This is a genomic window from Sphingomonas sp. FUKUSWIS1 (assembly GCF_000733135.1).
In the GTDB taxonomy this organism is placed as follows: domain Bacteria; phylum Pseudomonadota; class Alphaproteobacteria; order Sphingomonadales; family Sphingomonadaceae; genus Sphingomonas; species Sphingomonas aerolata.
This window is the reverse complement of record NZ_JPJC01000206.1, coordinates 16,023-33,481: the sequence shown is the minus strand read 5'-3', so window position 1 is coordinate 33,481 and position 17,459 is coordinate 16,023. Positions and strand designations below refer to the sequence as shown.

Below are 17,459 nucleotides of genomic sequence, written 5' to 3'. Positions count from 1 at the left end.
CCGGCGCCTCGCTCTGCGTCGATGTCGCGACCGGTGGCAGCACCGGGGTGGTGACCACGATCGGGGTGGGCTGGGGCTGGCCCGCCTGGCCCATCAGCGCGGTGTTCTCGAGGATATCCAGCGCCTTGCGCGCGACGATGTAGCGGCGGGCAGCGTCCATCCAGTTGCTCGCCTGCGTCGCGCCGGGCAGGCGCTCGACCTCGGCGCGGGCCGCCTCGACCTGGCCGGCCTCGAGCAGTCGACGCGCCCGTGCAAGACGGTCGGCGGGCATGGGCGAGGCCATGCTCTCTTCGCGCAGCACGATCAGGTTGCTGAATTCGCGCCGCACGGTCTGCAGCCAGCTGTCATTGGTCGTCCCGTTGGTGCTCGTGATCTGCGGCGCGATCGTATCGAGCCCCTGGCGCAGATCCTCGATCGTGACCGGCTGGTGCGCGGCCTGGATCACCGCGGCCGTGGCGCGCGGCTGGGCGCGCCCGAAGCGCAGCCGCAGCTGCTCCTCGATATAGCCCAGCCCGACACCGCGCTCGATCGCCCGACGCGCGGCGAACGCGACCATAAGGCCTTCCGCGCGGGTCGCCTGACCACCGGCTGCCATCGCGTCGCTCGACACGGCTGCGGTCCGGGCCTCGAGCGCGGTGAGCTGGCCCGCCAGCGTCGCCTCGCGCGTTGCCAGCATTGCGGTGTCGACCCGCGGCTGTTCGCCATTGGCGTTGAGCGGTTGCGCGGGGGTGAAATCGGGGTTGCCCGATGCCGCAGCGGCCGTGGTCGATCCAGCGGCCGTCAGACCGGTGCGCTGACCAAACCATGGCATCGTTTTCAGCGCATAGCCCATCGCCACCGATCCGGCGATAAAAGCCAGTCCGATCACTATGATGATAACACCCAGGCGGGGGCCGCGTGCCCGGGGACGCTCGATCGGCACGTGGTCGCTCATGACGCGCTTATCCCCGCGACGCGCGTCAGGGTCAATCGCGCGCTTTGCGGCGATCGTGACAAGCGCATCGTCGGTGGGAGTCTCCGCCACGACCAGCGCGGCCCAGCCGCTGCCCGCCGCGTCTGCCGCGGCTTGGCTGATCACCGCGATCGTGATGCGCGACCGGTCGACGCCGGCCTGTGCGACATGCTCAGCGAACGCATGCGCGGCGCGGGGCGAATGGATCAGCACGAGCAGGTCTTCGTGCCGAGGCAACACGCTATCGCCGATCCGCAGCGCGTCACTCGCATAGACGGTGCACGCGACGACGCCCGGGCCGGTCGGTCTGCGATCGCGGCCCGCCGGGTGGAACAGGCGGTCGAACCCGGACGCCCGCGCTGTGTCGATCGCGGCATCGACGTTGCTGGTGCCGGTCACCGCGACACTGAAGCCGGCGCGTCGGGCGGCGGCGGCCGTGGCGTCGCCGACCGCAATCACAGGCAGCGCCTTGAGTGTGTCGGGCAGGGCGCCATGGCGAATCGCGTTCGCGCTGGTCAGCAGAACGGCATCGAACCCGCCGAGGTCGGGCGGCGTCCAGGCGACGGGCACGACCGTGAACACCGGCATCGCCAGGGGCTCGAGCCCCAGTCCGCGAAGCTTGGCGCATGTGTCGGCGTTGCCCGGCTCCGGGCGCAGCACGACGACGCGGGTCATGCGGCGAACAGGCGCCGGACGCTGGCGGGGGCGCGGGTCAGCAGGTCGAGCGCAAGTGCGGTACCAAGATCTTCGTCGATCCCGCCTTCGATCGCGCCGGCGACGTCGCACGACCCGTCCTCGGCGATCAGTTCGCCGCGCAGCGTCAGCGTCTCGCCGGCCAGCGAGGCAAGGGCTGCCACCGGCGAATGGCAATCCGCCCCCAACCGCGCGAGCAACGCGCGTTCGGTCCGGACGCACAGGCTGGTATCGGCGTGATCGATCGCCGCGACGATCGCCTGTGCCGGCTTGCCGACCAGCGTCTCGATCCCGACCGCACCCTGGGCGGGTGCGGGCAGCATGATGTCGGTCGGGATGGCATGACCGATCGCCGTCCGCCCGAGACGATCGAGCCCGGCGGCGGCAAGCAGCGTCGCGTCCATGTCGCCGGCCGCGACCCGCGCGAGTCGCGTATCGACGTTGCCGCGGATCAGGACGATGTCGAGATCGGGGCGCGATCGCAGCATCTGCGCGCGTCGCCGCGGCGAGCTGGTGCCGACGACCGCGCCCTGGCGCAAATCGGCAAGCGTTTCCGCGCCGATCAGCCGGTCGCGCACGTCCGCGCGCGGCAGCATCGCGGCGATCTGCAGGGTCTGCGGGCGGATCGTCTCGACATCCTTCATCGAATGCACGGCGCAATCGATCTCGCCGTCGTGCAGCGCACGATCGAGTTCTTTCGTCCACAGCGCCTTGCCGCCGATCTCGGCGAGCGCGCGATCCTGCACACGGTCGCCCGTGGTACGGATCACGACCGTCTCGATCCGATCCGGGGACCAGCCATGCGCGGCGCACAAGGCGTCGCGCACCATGCCTGCCTGCGCGAGGGCGAGGGGCGAGCCGCGTGTGCCGAGCCGAAAACTAGTCATGACGCCTGCATGCAGAAACGCGGCGCGTTCGACAAGCGTGAGGACAAGCCTTGTCCGGCGCGATAGGGATATGGGATGATCATTCTGGGTATCGAATCCTCCTGCGACGAAACCGCCGCCGCGCTCGTCACCGCCGATCGACAGGTGCTGGCGCACCGGTTGCTCGGGCAGGAGGCGGCACATGCGCCGTTCGGCGGGGTCGTGCCGGAGATCGCGGCACGCGCGCATGTCGAGGCGCTCGAGCCGCTGATCGTCGCGGCCCTGGCCGATGCGGGGCTCAAGCTGGCCGATGTCGATGCGATCGCTGCGACGGCCGGGCCGGGGCTGATCGGCGGGGTCATGGTCGGGCTCGTCACCGGCAAGGCGCTCGCGCATGCCGCGGGCAAGCCGTTGATCGCAGTCAACCATCTGGAAGGCCATGCGCTGTCGCCGCGGCTGTCCGATCCCGATCTCGCCTTCCCCTATCTCCTGCTGCTGGTATCGGGCGGGCATTGCCAGTTGCTGCTGGTCGAAGGGGTCGGCGCGTATCGCCGACTCGCGACGACGATCGACGATGCGGCCGGTGAGGCGTTCGACAAGACCGCCAAGATTCTCGGCCTCGGCTTTCCTGGTGGTCCCGCGGTCGAGCGCGCCGCCGCGCTGGGTAATCCAAAGGCCGTGCCGCTGCCGCGCCCGCTCAAGGGTTCGGCCGAACCGCATTTCTCCTTTGCCGGTCTCAAAAGTGCGGTCGCGCGGGTCGTCGGGGACTATCCGCCGGAGGATATCGCCGCGTCGTTCCAGGCCGCGGTGGTCGATTGCCTGATCGACCGCACGACCAGGGCGCTGAACGGGCTGACGGTCACGCCCACCGCGCTGGTCGTCGCGGGTGGGGTCGCCGCGAACGGCGCGGTCCGCGGCGCGCTGCAGACGCTTGCCGCGACCCGCGGCCTGCGGTTCGTCGCGCCGCCGCTCTGGCTGTGCACGGACAATGCGGCGATGATCGCCTGGGCCGGGGCGGAGCGGTTCGCCGCCGGACTGACCGACCCGCTCGACACCGCGGCCCGCCCGCGCTGGCCGCTTGATCCGGATGCCGAGGCGGTGCGCGGCGCAGGGGTGAAGGCATGAGGATCGGCGTCATTGGTGGCGGCGCCTGGGGCACCGCGCTGGCACAGGTCGCCGCGCATGAAGGCCGCGACGTCATCCTGTGGGCGCGCGAGCCGGCCGTCGTCGACTCGATCAACGCGACCCATGCGAACGCGCTGTTCCTCGCCGGCGTCGCGCTGTCGCCGACGATCCGCGCCACCGGCGATCTCGGCGCGCTGGCGGACATGGACGCGATCCTTGTCGTCGCGCCGGCGCAGCATGTCGGCAGCGTGCTCGCCGCCGCGCCGATCAGCGGCATCCCGCTGGTGCTGTGCGCCAAGGGGATCGAGGCGGGGAGCAAGCGGCTGGTCGGCGAGGTCGCCCGTGCGGTGCATCCCGACGCGCCGATCGCGGTGCTGTCGGGGCCGACCTTCGCGCATGAGGTGGCGGCGGGGCTGCCGACCGCGGTGACGCTCGCCTGCGAGGACGAGGCGCTTGGCGAAGCGCTCGCGACCCGGCTCGCCGCGCGGCATTTCCGGACCTATGCGTCGACCGACGTCGCGGGGGCGGAAATTGGCGGGGCGGTGAAGAACGTGCTTGCGATCGGCTGCGGTGTGGTCGAGGGGGCCGGGCTCGGCCAGAATGCGCGTGCCGCGCTGATCGCGCGCGGCTTTGCCGAAATGACGCGGTTCGGGCTCGCGCGCGGCGCCCGTGCGGAGACACTGGCCGGGCTGTCGGGGCTCGGCGACCTGGTGCTCACCTGTTCCTCGACGAGTTCGCGCAATTTCTCGCTTGGCGTCGGGCTGGGGCGCGGCAAGGCCGCCGCCGCGTTGCTGGCTGATCGCCGTACGGTCGCGGAAGGCGCATTCACCGCCCCCGTGCTGCGCGAGGCCGCGCGTGACGCGGGCGTCGACATGCCGATCACCGAGGCCGTCTGCCGCCTGCTCGAAGGCGCCCCGGTCCGCGACGTGATCGGCGACCTGCTCGCGCGACCGCTCAAGGACGAGGCGGGCTGATTAGGAGGCGATTGCTTCATTTTCCCCCTGGCGGGGGAGGATCGGTTTAGCGCAGCACGCGCGCCGCGAGCCCCGAGCAATCCGCATCGCGCGCAGTCGGGCCCTGTTTTCCCGTGATCGCGCGGCCGATCGCCTTGAAGATGTTGCCGACCGACTTCACCTCGGGCGGGATCGTTACCGCCGGCCGCTCGATCGTGCCGGTCATATAGGCCGAGCCCGGCACGCGCAGCAGCGCATGCTGTTTCGGCGTGCCCGTCAGCCGGATGTTCAGCGTCTCGCCGGGAAACACCACGCTCCCCTGACCGCGCATCAGGCTGGCGGTCGTGTCGACGATCATCGGATCGATCCGACCATGGCCGCGCGTCACGTCGAGTTTCAGCACGACGCAGCGCAGCCCCGCGCGCTCGCCATCCTTCGCCAGCAGCGCGCGCGCGGCATCGAATCCCAAAGCCGCCGCGATCCCCTGCGGCAATTGCCCGTCACGTGCGACGAAACCGATCGTGCCGTTCGCATTGCCGACCGCCGCGCGGATCGTCGTGCCCGGCCCCCTCAGTCGTGCGCGCGCGCTGACATTGCCGCTGAAATCGCCGCCGCCGCCCGCGAGATCCTGCACGCTGCTGCCGCGCAGCCGCAGGTTGATATCGACCATCGGCACCTTGCGGTCGCCGCGCTGGTCGACCGTCAGCTTCCCCTCGACCCGGCCATGCGGCAATCGCGCGTCGAGGTCGCTGAGCGTCAGCAACTGGTGGTCGATCGCCAGCACGCCCCTGGCGGACAGAATCGGCGACGCGCCCTTGGCGCTCACGATCCGCTTGATCCGGAACGCCATCCGCGCGTCGGTCGTGTCGATCTTGCCGATATCGATCCGCGTATTGGGCACGAGCCGCGGGCCGATTGCGCGTTCGAGCGCGGCCCCCTTCGCCTTCCCCTCGTCCGACGCCAGATCGCCAAAATCAAACTGTCGCGACACGATCGCGCCGTCGACCTTGCTCCGGCCATCCTGTTTGTCGACGCTGACATGCCCGGTGAAATCGGACCGCCCGACGACGCCCTTCAGCTGCGTGACGGTCCATTTCGGCTGGTCGTGGCGGACATGCGCGGAGAACGACACCGGCTGCGTGCGGAACAGCCCCGCCTCGATCACCGCGTCGATCAGCTTGAGGTCGGTCGCGCGTGCGGTCACGTCGAGCTCCATCGCGTCGGTGTCGAGCGGGTGGTCCATCCGGCCCTTCGCTGTGATCGAGAGCGCGTCGCCGTCGATCGACGCGGTGAACGGCCAGGGCTTGCCCTGGAACCGCTCGACCGAAGGCCCCGCCACGGCGATCCGCACCGCCGCACCGCGGATCGTGCCGTTGCCGGCCGCGCGGATGCCGTGCACCGGATCGGAGGCGAAGCGTGCGGTGACGAACCGGTCCTGCTTGTCGTCGTGATAGGCGATCACGCTGTCGCTGATCGTCAGTCCGTCGAGGTCGGTGGAGCTCCCGCCGCCCTTCGGCTTGCCCGGGCGTTCCCAATTGGTGCGGCCGTTCCTGTCGCGGACCAGCACGAGCCGCAGTCCGCGCGCCTTCACGTCGCGCGGCCCGAACGCACCTTTCAGCAACGCGAGCCCGGAAAAGGTGGCTTCGGCGTCGCGCAGCTGAACGAAATCGCCCGCTCCGGCCCATTCCGCCTGCGGAATACGGACGTCGGTGATCCGGATTGTCGGGTTGAACCCGAACGTGTCGACGCGCTCGATCCCGCCGATCGTCACCGGCCGGCCGAACCGCGCGGTGAGCTGCCGCTGGATCACCCCCTTAAGAGACCCCCAAGGGAAGGCAGCGAGCACGATCAACCCCAGCACCAGCACGCCAGCGACGACGATGCCGGTGATTTTCACCCAGCGTTTTGCGAAGAATCCCCTCATCCTACCGCGACGCGCCGCCGTGAAATACGTTCCGCCTGCGTCAGGACCGCTGCCGCAGATTTACCCGTCGTTTCGATCGACACACCACCCCGGCGAAGGCCGGGGCCCAGTTGGGAAACGTCGCTAACGAACGGCGGCGCTACGTTACGCCCACCTCTCCTACTGGGCCCCGGCCTCCGCCGGGGGGTAAGCGGGCCACTTGTCAGAAGTCGATCGCCATGCCCTTCAGTTCCCAGTCGCCATAGCGCGTCGGGTCGCGCGGTTCGGGGTCCTTGTCGGGCACGATCGGCTCGGGCTGTGGCACCGGTGTATCCTTCGACAGATAGGCGGGTGGCTTCACATGGTCGGGGCGCTGGCCCATCATGGCTCTCCGGATTGCGTGTTGGCGTCGTAACCGCCACATGGGGCGCGCCGTGCGACTTGCCAATGCAGCGCGCGGCACCTGAACGCGAAGGACCTTCTTATGCCCGACTACACCCACGCCCCCGAGCCGCTTGGCGTCCCCACCCGCCGCGCCGCGCTGCGCCTGCTCGATGCGGTTCTCCGCCGCGGCGAGTCGCTCGAATCCGCGCTGCCCGCCGCGACCCGCGCGATCCACGGACCCGATCGCGGGCTTGCGCATGCGATCGCCGCCGAGACGCTGCGCCGGCTCCCCGATCTCGACGCGATGATCGATTCGGTCACGAAGACCAATCTGCCCGACGATGCGAAGGCGCGGATGGCGCTGCGGATCGCACTCGTCCAGGTGCTGATCCTGGGCACGCCGTCGCACGCCGCGATCTCGACCGTGCTGCCGCTGGTCGATGGCGGTCCGCGCAAGCTCGTCCACGGCGTGTTCGGGACGCTGTTCCGCGCCAACATGCTGCTACCCGAGGTGCCCACGCTGCCCGCTCCGGTCGAGCTGCGCTGGGAAGCCGCATGGGGCGAGGAGATGGTCGACGATGCCGGCCGTGCGATCGCGGCGCCGCCGCCGCTCGACCTGACGATCGCAGACCCCGCCGAAACCGAAGGCTGGCGCGAAAAGCTTGGCGGCGAGAGCTTCATGCCCGGGCATCTGCGGCTCGGCGATCACGCCTCGGTCCCCGACATGGAGGGCTTTGGCGACGGCGCCTGGTGGGTGCAGGACATCGCCGCCTCGCTTCCCGCGCGCTTGCTGGGCAAGGGGCAGGGCCATGTCCTCGATCTGTGCGCGGCGCCCGGCGGCAAGACGCTGCAGCTCGCGTCCGCGGGCTGGACCGTCACCTCGGTCGACAATTCGCAGAGCCGGATCAAACGTCTGCGCGAGAATCTCTATCGCACGCATCTGAAGGCCGAGGTGGTGAACGCCGACCTTCTCGAATGGGCGCCCGCCGAGCCCGCCGACGCGATCCTGATCGACGCGCCGTGCAGCGCGACCGGCATCTTCCGTCGCCACCCCGACGTGCTCCACCGCGTCCGCCCCTCGATCATCGCCGAGACCGCGGCGTTGCAGGCGCGGATCTTCGCGCGCGCGGCCGACTGGGTGAAGCCCGGCGGTACGCTCGTCTACGCGACCTGCTCGCTCGAACCGTCGGAGGGCGAGGCGCAGCTCGACGCGTTCCTCGCCGCGCGCAGCGACTATTCGATCGTGCCGGTCGACCAGGCCGAGCTCCCCGCCGGAATCACGCCGACCGACACCGGTACCGTCCGCACGCTGCCGGGCATGCTCGCCGAACAAGGCGGTTGCGACGGCTTCTTCATCACCCGTCTGAAGCGCGCCTGATCATTCCTCCCCCGCTTTGGGGGAGGATTGAAGGCCTTCGCGCCACGTGAATCCCCCGCTAGGACAAATTCATGCAACCCGTCCGCATCGCCCCCTCGATCCTGTCCGCCGACTTCGCCAAACTGGGTGAGGAGGTCCGCGCCATCGATGCGGCCGGCGCCGACTGGATCCATATCGACGTCATGGACGGGCATTTCGTGCCCAACATCTCGTTCGGCCCCGCGGTCATGAAGTCGGTGCGCGGCGTCACCGCCAAGCCGTTCGACGTCCATCTGATGATCGCCCCCGTCGATGCGTATCTCGATGCGTTCGCGGAGGCCGGCGCGGACTGCATCACCGTGCATTACGAGGCCAGCCCGCACATCCACCGCTCGCTCCAGCACATCAAGTCGCTCGGCAAGCGCGCGGGCGTTGTGATCTGTCCCGGCACGCCGGCGAAGATGCTCGATTACCTGCTCGACATGGTCGACCTCGTGCTCGTGATGAGCGTCAATCCCGGGTTTGGCGGGCAGAGCTTCATCCCCAGCCAGCTCAAGAAGATCACCGCGATCCGGACGATGATCGAGAAGAGCGGTCGCATGATCGATCTCGAGGTCGATGGCGGTGTCGACGCCGAATGGGCGAAGCGCTGCATCGATGCGGGTGCGGACGCGCTGGTCGCGGGGACGTCGGTGTTTCGCGGGGGGCCGGCACAATATGCCGCCAACATCGCGGCATTGAGGGGCGATTGACCGACCAGCCCGATCCCGTGACCGATCCAATGCTCGACGGTATCGACGAAGGACGTCGCCTGATCCGGCTCGGCGGCGACAACGGGCTGTCGCTCGCTGACCGGCTGGCGGAGCGCTTTCACCGCCTGACCTGGCGTACGCCGCTCCATGCCTTGCGGCTCAAGGGGCGCTATCCGCTCAAGCTGATCGCCGTCCCCGAGGATCCGGTGCTCGGTGACATCCCGCGGGGCACGATGCTGCTCGAGGGCCTGCTGTCGTTCCGCGGCGAGGCGCGCGATATCGAGACGCTCGATCTGGCAAAGCCGTTGCCCGGTCCCTTTGCCGACTATTTCCACAGCTTTGCCTGGCTGCGCGACCTGTCGACCGTCGCAACCCGCGCACGCGGGGCACCGATCGCCGAATATCTGATGGGGCTGTGGCTGACCGCCTATGCCGACACGCCGGGCGGGATCGCGTGGCGGCCGGACCTCTGGGGCAGGCGGATCCTGTTCTGGACCGCGCATGCGCCGCTGATCCTGTCGTCGGCTGACCTAGTCTACCGCTCGAAGGTGCTGAACGCGCTCGCGCGGGGCGCGCTGCACCTCGATCGAAGCGCGGACAAGGTGCCCGCAGGCGCACCGCGGATCGCGGCATGGTGCGGCGTCGTCGCCGCCGGGCTGCTGATCCCGGGCGGTGACCCGCGCCGCGCGTTCGGTGAGGCCGGGCTGCTGCGCGCGCTCGGCACCGGGTTGTTCGACGATGGCGGTTCGGTCTCGCGCAGCCCGGCGATGCTGCTCGATTCGATCCAGCTTCTGACGCTGCTCCAGGACAGTTACCTTGCACGCAACCTGGCCTTGCCCGAGCCCGTCGCGACGACGCTCACCAGGATGGTCGCGGCGCTGCTCGGCGTGACGCATGGCGATCTTGGGCTGTCGAGCTGGCAGGGCGGGGGCCCCGCAAGCGAGACTCAGGTCGCCGCGGTGATCGAGGCGAGCGGCATCCGGACCCGGCCGCTCCGCCAGGCGCGCGACTGGGGCTATCAGCGGCTGGCGGCGGCCTCCTCGGTGCTGATCGTCGACGCCGCGCCGCCACCCGTCGCACGCCTTGTCGAAGGCGGGTGCGCTTCGACGCTCGCGTTCGAATTCTCCGATGGCCCGGCGCGGCTTGTCGTCAATTGCGGCGGCGCACGGGCAGGGATCGCGCAACTGCCGCCGGCAATGGTCGAAGGTCTGCGGTCGACCGCCGCGCATTCGACGCTGACGATCGCCGACAGCAACTCGACCGCGATCCACGCCGACGGAACGCTCGGCCGCGGCGTTGCCGAAGTCGAGCTGAGCCGGCAAGAATCGGAGGCAGCGAGCCGGATCGAAGCGAGCCATGACGGCTATGTCCGGCGCTGGGGCTTTGTGCACCGCCGGCAGCTGATGCTGACCGGCGACGGCCGTGAATTACGGGGCGAAGACGCGCTGTTGCCCAAGGGCAGCAAGCGGCGCCTGGGCCTTTCGCTGTTCGCGATCCGCTTCCATCTGGGTGCGGGGGTGCAGGTGTCGCCGACCGCGGACGGTCTGGGCGCGATCCTCCGCCTGCCGGGCGGCGCGATCTGGCAGTTCCGCTGCCGCGGCGGCGCGCTGGTGGTCGAGGACAGCGTCTGGATCGACGCGGACGGCCGCCCGGTCGCGACGCAGCAACTGATGATCACCGGCGAGGCCGCGGCGGGCGGCGCGAGCGTGAGCTGGGCACTGAAAAAGGCCTGAGCGCCAAACCGAGAGCGTTTACAATCACCCTCCCCGGCGGAGGCCGGGGTCCAGTTGGAAAGGTGGCGATGACGAAGCGCCGTCTTAGGTTGGCGACGTTCCCCAACTGGACCCCGGCCTCCGCCGGGGAGGTGCTATATTCGTGGCGTGGCGCGAGACGGCGACATCTGCGCGCGACCCGCCCCCTGTTCCCCAACCCCAACCGACGCTAAGGCCCGCCGCACGGCGAAACCCGGATCACGAAAGACCTGTCATGACCAGCATCCCGATAAAGCGCGCACTCCTGTCCGTCTCCGACAAGACCGGGATCGTCGATCTCGGCACCGCGCTTGCGAGCCACGGTGTGGAACTGGTGTCGACCGGCGGTACCGCCACCGCGCTGCGGGCGGCAGGCCTCACGGTGCGCGACGTGTCGGAGCTGACCGGCTTTCCCGAGATGATGGATGGCCGCGTCAAGACGCTGCACCCGATGGTGCATGGTGGCCTCCTCGCGGTGCGCGACGATGTGGGGCATGCCGCGTCGATGGAGGAGCACCAGATCGGCGCGATCGACCTCGTGATCGTCAATCTCTACCCGTTCGAGGCGACCGTCGCGAAGGGTGCGGACCGCGACACGGTGATCGAGAATATCGACATCGGCGGCCCCAGCATGGTGCGCTCGGCCGCCAAGAACCACGCCTATGTCGCGATCGTCACCGATCCCGCAGACTATGCGCTGGTTGCGGGCGGCAGCACGACGCTCGACGACCGCAAGCGCCTCGCCGCCAAGGCATTCGCGACCACGGCCGCCTATGACTCGGCGATCGCGACCTGGTTCGGCACGGTCGACCAGGGCGAGCAGTTTCCGGCCACGCTGCCGATCACGCTCAAGCGCGGCGATGCGCTCCGCTATGGTGAGAACCCGCACCAGTCGGCGGCCTTCTACACCGCGACCGATGGTGTCCGCGGCATCGGCCAGGCGCGTCAGGTGCAGGGCAAGGCGCTGAGCTACAACAATCTTAACGACGCGGACGCTGCGCTCGAGCTCGTCGCCGAGTTCCGCGATGCCGCCCCCTCGGTCGTCATCGTCAAGCACGCCAATCCGTGCGGCGTCGCGACCGCCGCGACGCTCGAGGAGGCCTATGCCGCGGCGTTCGCCTGCGACACCGTGTCGGCGTTCGGCGGGATCATCGCAGTCAACCGCCGCCTCGATGTCGAGACCGCGCGCGCGATCACCGGCATCTTCACCGAAGTCGTCGTCGCACCCGATGCCGACGAGGAGGCGATCGCGCTGTTCGCCGCGAAGAAGAACCTGCGTCTGCTTTTGACCGGCGACCTGCCCGATGCGGCGCGCGCCGGGCTCACCGCCAAGTCGATCGCGGGCGGCTGGCTCGTACAGGGGCGCGACAACGGCACGCCCGGCGAGTTGCAGGTGGTGACGAGGCGCCAGCCCACGCCGCAGGAACTCGCCGACTGCCGCTTCGCCTGGACCGTCGCCAAGCACACCAAGTCGAACGCGATCGTCTATGCCAAGGACGGCAGCACGGCAGGCATCGGTGCGGGGCAGATGAATCGCCTCGAATCCGCGCGCATCGCCGCGTGGAAGGCCAAGGATGCGGCGGACAAGGCGGGCTGGGCGACGCCGCGGACGATCGGCTCGGCGGTTGCCTCCGACGCGTTCTTCCCGTTTGCCGACGGGCTGCTCGCGGCGGTCGAGGCGGGCGCGACCGCGGTGATCCAGCCGGGCGGGTCGATCCGCGACGCCGACGTGATCGCGGCGGCGGACGAGGCGGGGCTGGCGATGGTGTTCACCGGGATGCGCCACTTCCGGCATTGATCGCCGGCGGCCCCCCGGCTTCGGGGGGCCGGATCAGCGGACCGGCGACCCGCTCCGCGGCAGCGTCGCTTCGCTGGGCTCGGGGGTCTTGGCGAACAGGGCGCGGTCGGCGGGCCCGAACGCCCATTTCCACAGGATGAAGAGATAGGTCGCGGCGATCGCCGGCTCGCCGACCGCAAGTTCGACCCATTCGAGCCGCTTGGGTAGCGCGGTAAAGCCCGTGCCCACGACGATCGCGGCAAGCGCCGCCCAGACCAGCGGCCAGCGCCACGGCGAGACGCTCGCGCCGAGCAGGCTTCCGAGCAGCCGCGACTTGATCATCGAGGTCAGCGCGACCGAGATCATGAGCGCGATCGCGGGCCCTGCGGCCTGATAGTTGACCGGATAGCCAAGCCGGCGGATCGCGAAGATCAGCGCGAAGCTGAGGCCGATCTGGAAGGCGAGCATCACCGCTGAGATCATCAGATTGCGGTGCCGCGCGATATAGACGAGCGCGGATTCGCTGACCGCGCCGCTCGAGGCGAGGAATTCGGCGGTCAGCAGGAAGGCGAGCGCGGCGGTGCCAGCGACGAATTGCGGCCCGACCACGCCCATCACCGCCTCGCCGGGGATCGATCCCATCAGCGCGAGGCCACCCTGTGCCGCCATGATCCAGAACGCGACCTGGCGGACCTGGTTGGCGATCGCCGCGCGGTCGTTGACCGCAAGACTCTGCGTGATGACGGGGCCGAGGATCGGGTCGAAGCTTGTCTTAAGCTTCTGCGGCAGGCTCGCGACCTGTTGCGCCATATAATAGATGCCGACGACCTTGGGCTCGAACATCACGCCGAGGATGAAGCGGTCGACGTTGCGGCTGCCCCATTCGAGGATGTCCGCGCCCGCCAGCGGCACATTGGCGCGGGCGAGCGCGTAGAGCGGGCGCAGATGCGGCGACCAGCCGCGCGGCAGCCCGTAGCTGCGCACGAACGGCACGAGGCTGGCGATCAGCGCCGCAGTCATCGACGCGACATAGCTCAGCACGAGCCCGTCGCGGATCGTGAAATAGGAAAAGGCCCAGGCGGCGATCGAGATCGTCCACGGCTCGACCACCGCGCGCGCGGTGACCGCGGCCTTGACGTTCAGCCGATAGGCGAGTGCTGCCAGGCTGACGTCGGACCAGGCGACCGCGACGATGATGAGCGGCAGGAACCGGTCGAGCCCAGTGATCGCCGTATTGGGATACATGATCTCGGGGAAGGTGAAGAGCACCGCGCTCGCGATCAGCGACGCGACGAACGCCACCGCCATCGCATCCCACACGACATAGGCGTGCGGCCGCTCGGTGCTGCTCAGCGCCTGCGCGAGACCGCGCTTGAGCCCGAGCGTCGCCAGCAGCGCGGCGAGTTCGACCACCACGACCGCGATCGCGAACCGGCCGACCAGGTCCGGGCCGTAAATGCGGCCCGCGATGAACAGGAACGGGATGCGCGCGGCGAGGCGGAGGACAAAGCCCGCAATGTTGGTCCGACCGCCCTTGGCGAGCGTGTCGATATCCTTGGTCGATTCGGTCACGGGCGGGCGCCGCTGGTGCGCCGCGCCGCGGCACGGCCGCGTCGTCGGTCGGAGCGAAGGCTCCGCCGGCCGCGCTTGTGCGAGTCAGCCGGGCGTGGCCGGCTGCCGCCCCGCGCGATCAATGCGCTGCGCCCCAGCTCAGGCCGGTGCCGATCTCGATCCCCAGCGGCACGTCGAGCGTCACCGCCGGCTCGGCCGCGGTCGCCATCACGCGTTCGATGACGGGCTTGGCCGCCTCGACATCGCCCTCGGGCAGTTCGAACACGAGTTCGTCGTGGACCTGGAGCAGCATGCGCACGTTCGGCAGCCCGGCTTCGAGCAGTGCAGGGCCCATGCGGACCATCGCGCGCTTGATGATATCCGCGCTCGTCCCCTGGATCGGCGCGTTGATCGCGGCGCGCTCGGCGCCCTGGCGTTCGTGCTGGATCTTCGAGCGGATCCGCGGGAAATGCGTCTTGCGGCCGAACAGCGTCGTCGTGAACCCGGTCGCGCGGACGCTTTCGGTGGTGTCGACGATGTAGCTGGAGATGCCGGGGAAGCGATCGAAATAGCGGTCGATCATCGCCTGTGCTTCGTCCGCGGACACGTCAAGCCGGCCGGCGAGCCCCCAGCGCGAGATGCCGTAGAGGATCGCGAAGTTGATCGTCTTGGCGCGACCGCGCGTGTCGCGGTTGACCTCGCCGAACAGCTCCTGCGCGGTGAGGCTGTGAATGTCGTCGCCATTCGCGAACGCCTGTTTCAGCGCGGGGACGTTGGCCATGTGCGCGGCCAGTCGCAGCTCGATCTGCGAGTAGTCGGCGGCGAGGATCACGTTGCCGGGCTCCGCCACGAACGCGTCACGGATCTGGCGGCCGATCTCGGTGCGGATCGGGATGTTCTGCAGGTTGGGATCGGTCGACGACAGCCGGCCGGTCTGCGCGCCGGTCAGCGAGTAGGACGTGTGGACGCGACCCGTCGCCGGGTTGATCTGCGCCTGCAACGCATCGGTATAGGTCGATTTCAGCTTCGAGAGCTGGCGCCAGTCGAGCACCTTGCGCGCGATCACCGCGCCGGGCGAATCCTTGTCGGCGGCGATGCGCTCGAGTTCGGTGACGTCGGTCGAATAGACCCCGGACTTGCCCTTGCGGCCGCCCTTGATGCCCATCTTCTCGAACAGCACGTCGCCCAATTGCTTGGGGCTGCCGATCGTGAACGGCGCGCCGGCGAGCGCGTGAATCTCAGTCTCCAGGCTCGCCATCTGCGCGGCGAACTCGGTCGACAGCTTCGACAGCTTCGCGGCGTCGACCTTGATCCCGTGCATCTCCATCTGCGCGATGACGGGGACGAGCGGGCGGTCGACCATCTCGTAGACCCGCGTCGAACCCTCGGCGGGCAGGCGGCGCTTGAACCGGCGCCACAGGCGCAGCGTCACGTCCGCGTCCTCCGCGGCATAATGGGTCGCGGCCTTGAGGTCGATTTCGTTGAAGCTGCGCTGCGACTTGCCGGTGCCGACCACGTCCTTGAACGCGATGCAGGTGTGCGAAAGGTGCGTCGCGGCAAGCTCGTCCATGCCGTGGCCGTGAAGCCCCGCGTCGAGATCGAAGCTCATCAGGATCGTGTCGTCGAACGGCGCGATCGTCACGCCTCCGGTGGCGGCATAGGCGCGGGCGAGGACGATCATGTCGTATTTCAGGTTATGGCCGATCTTGAGGATGCTCGGATCCTCCAGCAGTGGCTTCATCTTCGCCAGCACGACCGCGCGGTCGATCTGGGCCGGGTTTTCCGCGAGCAAATCGGTGCCGCCATGCGCGATAGGTACGTAGCAGGCGAGGTTCGGATGCAGCGCCAGGCTGATCCCGACCAGGTCGGCGCGCGTCGCGTCGATCCCGGTCGTCTCGGTGTCGATCGCGATCCAGCCCTGATGCTTTGCCAGCGTGATCCAGCGGTCGAGCGCCGCCTCGTCGACGACGGTCTCGTAATCGTCATGCTTGCACGGCTCGTCCGCGTCCATGTCCGCGACGACGGTCGACTCGGCGACCGGTGCTTCGGCGACGGCCGACAATTTGGCGATCAGCGACTTGAAGCCGTGATGATCGAGGAACGCGCGCAACGGTGCGTCGGGAATGCCCTTGAGCTCGAGATCCTCGAGCGGCTCGGGCAGCGCGACGTCGCATCTGAGCGTGACCAGCACCTTCGACAGCCGCGCCATCTCGGCATGCTCGATCAGATTGTCGCGCAGCTTGCCCTTCTTCATCCCCTCGGCGGCGGCGAGCACCGATTCGAGATCGCCATGTTCGAGGATCAGCTTGGCGGCGGTCTTCGGGCCGACGCCGGGGACGCCGGGGACGTTGTCGACGCTGTCGCCCATCAGCGCGAGCACGTCGCCGAGCTGCGCCGGGGTGACGCCGTGGAATTTTTCCGCGACATGCTCCGCGCCCAGCCGGCGGTTGTTCATCGTGTCGTACATGTCGAGCCCGGGCTCGATCAGCTGCATCAGGTCCTTGTCCGACGAGACGATCGTGACCGACCAGCCCTGCGCCAGCGCGGCCTTCGAATAACAGGCGATGATGTCGTCGGCCTCAAGCCCCTCGGTCTCGATGCACGGCAGCGAGAAGGCGCGCGTCGCGTCGCGGATCATCGGGAACTGCGGGACGAGATCCTCGGGTGGGGGCGGACGCTGCGCCTTGTACTTGTCGTAGAGATCGTTGCGGAACGTCTTCGACGACTTGTCGAGGATGACCGCCATGTGGGTGGGGCCATCCGCGGCATGGACCTCGTCCGCGAGCTTCCACAGCATCGTGGTATAGCCGTACACCGCGCCGACCGGCTCGCCATGCTTGTTGGTAAGCGGCGGCAGCCGGTGATAGGCGCGGAAGATATAGCCGGAGCCGTCGACGAGATAGAGATGGGGCATCGCGCGCGGTCTAGCGGATGCGCGCGCGCGGACCAATGGGCGAAGCGTGGTTGTTGGGTATCAGGTGTGAGGAAAATCTCAGACCGACGGGCGGGCGCCACCGGCATGCGCGGCGACCGCGGCGGCGACCGCCTGGATCAGCATCTGGCGTTCGCGGATCGGCCGCAGCGTGTCGCCGATCATCACCGCGATCGCATAGCGCTTGCCGTCGGGCGCCGTCAGGAGCCCGACATCGTTGAAGCCGGCGTTGCGGGGACCGAGATCCTGGCCGGTGCCGGTCTTGTGCGCGATCCGCCACCCCGCGGGCAGCGCGGCGCGCAGCCGGGCGCGGCCGGTGACCGACGCGCCCATCGTGTCGAGCAGGACCTGCGTCGAGCTGGCGCTGAGCAATTCGCCCCGCGCGAGCCGGGCCAGCGCGTCCGCGATCGCGATCGGCGCGGCGCCATCGGGCGGATTGGCGACATAGGCGTCGAGTGCGGCG

General features: G+C 69.2%; 13 protein-coding genes. 6 read left to right on the top strand and 7 right to left on the bottom strand.

The genetic code is table 11. The features are described 5' to 3' along the window. Together sphsw_RS18385 and hemC are read right to left on the bottom strand one after the other, a co-directional pair. Positions 1–1,627 (bottom strand): uroporphyrinogen-III synthase (locus sphsw_RS18385; RefSeq protein WP_052380931.1); only part of this gene is annotated, 1,627 nt, incomplete at its 3' end. Beyond that, positions 1,624–2,532: a hydroxymethylbilane synthase gene (gene hemC / locus sphsw_RS12310; RefSeq protein ID WP_031440879.1), complete on the bottom strand. Its 909-nt coding sequence runs from the start codon at positions 2,530–2,532 to the stop codon at positions 1,624–1,626. The genes hemC and sphsw_RS18385, both read right to left, overlap by 4 nt. A gap of 75 nt (positions 2,533–2,607) precedes the next feature. Here hemC and tsaD point away from each other — a divergent pair, with 75 nt between their 5' ends. Beyond that, positions 2,608–3,636, top strand: coding sequence for a tRNA (adenosine(37)-N6)-threonylcarbamoyltransferase complex transferase subunit TsaD (gene tsaD / locus sphsw_RS12305; protein ID WP_031440878.1), 1,029 nt, complete (start codon positions 2,608–2,610; stop codon positions 3,634–3,636). Continuing rightward, positions 3,633–4,610 (top strand): NAD(P)H-dependent glycerol-3-phosphate dehydrogenase, encoded by a 978-nt coding sequence (locus tag sphsw_RS12300; protein ID WP_031440877.1) that lies wholly within the window; start codon positions 3,633–3,635, stop codon positions 4,608–4,610. The genes tsaD and sphsw_RS12300 overlap by 4 nt, the downstream gene beginning before the upstream one ends. A gap of 46 nt (positions 4,611–4,656) precedes the next feature. Here sphsw_RS12300 and sphsw_RS12295 read toward each other — a convergent pair whose 3' ends face one another. Further along, positions 4,657–6,486, bottom strand: a complete 1,830-nt coding sequence (locus sphsw_RS12295) for an AsmA family protein (protein WP_235188384.1) — start codon at positions 6,484–6,486, stop codon at positions 4,657–4,659. A gap of 229 nt (positions 6,487–6,715) precedes the next feature. Then, the gene (locus sphsw_RS18920) at positions 6,716–6,874 is read right to left on the bottom strand and encodes a DUF1674 domain-containing protein (protein ID WP_081874308.1); all 159 of its coding nucleotides are present in this window, start codon (positions 6,872–6,874) and stop codon (positions 6,716–6,718) included. Between the two features lie 102 nt (positions 6,875–6,976). Between sphsw_RS18920 and sphsw_RS12290 the strand changes: the two genes are divergently transcribed. From sphsw_RS12290 to purH, 4 genes are all read left to right on the top strand, one after another. Beyond that, a complete protein-coding gene (locus tag sphsw_RS12290; RefSeq protein WP_031440875.1) occupies positions 6,977–8,254 on the top strand; it encodes an RsmB/NOP family class I SAM-dependent RNA methyltransferase in 1,278 nt (425 codons plus the stop codon). A 71-nt stretch (positions 8,255–8,325) separates the two neighbouring features. Continuing rightward, positions 8,326–8,985 carry a ribulose-phosphate 3-epimerase gene (gene rpe, locus sphsw_RS12285; protein ID WP_031396295.1) on the top strand — a complete coding sequence of 220 codons (660 nt, stop codon included), beginning with the start codon at positions 8,326–8,328 and terminating at the stop codon, positions 8,983–8,985. A gap of 29 nt (positions 8,986–9,014) precedes the next feature. Next, positions 9,015–10,718, top strand: a complete 1,704-nt coding sequence (locus sphsw_RS12280) for a heparinase II/III family protein (protein WP_031440874.1) — start codon at positions 9,015–9,017, stop codon at positions 10,716–10,718. A gap of 253 nt (positions 10,719–10,971) precedes the next feature. Continuing rightward, entirely contained in the window at positions 10,972–12,534 is a 1,563-nt protein-coding gene (gene purH / locus sphsw_RS12275) for a bifunctional phosphoribosylaminoimidazolecarboxamide formyltransferase/IMP cyclohydrolase (RefSeq protein WP_031440873.1), read from the top strand. A gap of 33 nt (positions 12,535–12,567) precedes the next feature. Here the strand turns inward: purH and sphsw_RS12270 are convergent, their stop codons facing one another. From sphsw_RS12270 to sphsw_RS12260, 3 genes are all read right to left on the bottom strand, one after another. After that, positions 12,568–14,085 carry a lipopolysaccharide biosynthesis protein gene (locus sphsw_RS12270; protein WP_031440872.1) on the bottom strand — a complete coding sequence of 506 codons (1,518 nt, stop codon included), beginning with the start codon at positions 14,083–14,085 and terminating at the stop codon, positions 12,568–12,570. Between the two features lie 118 nt (positions 14,086–14,203). Next, on the bottom strand, positions 14,204–16,978 hold the full coding sequence (polA, locus tag sphsw_RS12265) for a DNA polymerase I (RefSeq protein WP_031440871.1): 2,775 nt from the start codon (positions 16,976–16,978) through the stop codon (positions 14,204–14,206). A 78-nt stretch (positions 16,979–17,056) separates the two neighbouring features. Continuing rightward, a partial coding sequence (locus tag sphsw_RS12260; protein ID WP_031440870.1) for a serine hydrolase occupies positions 17,057–17,459 on the bottom strand: 403 nt, incomplete at its 5' end.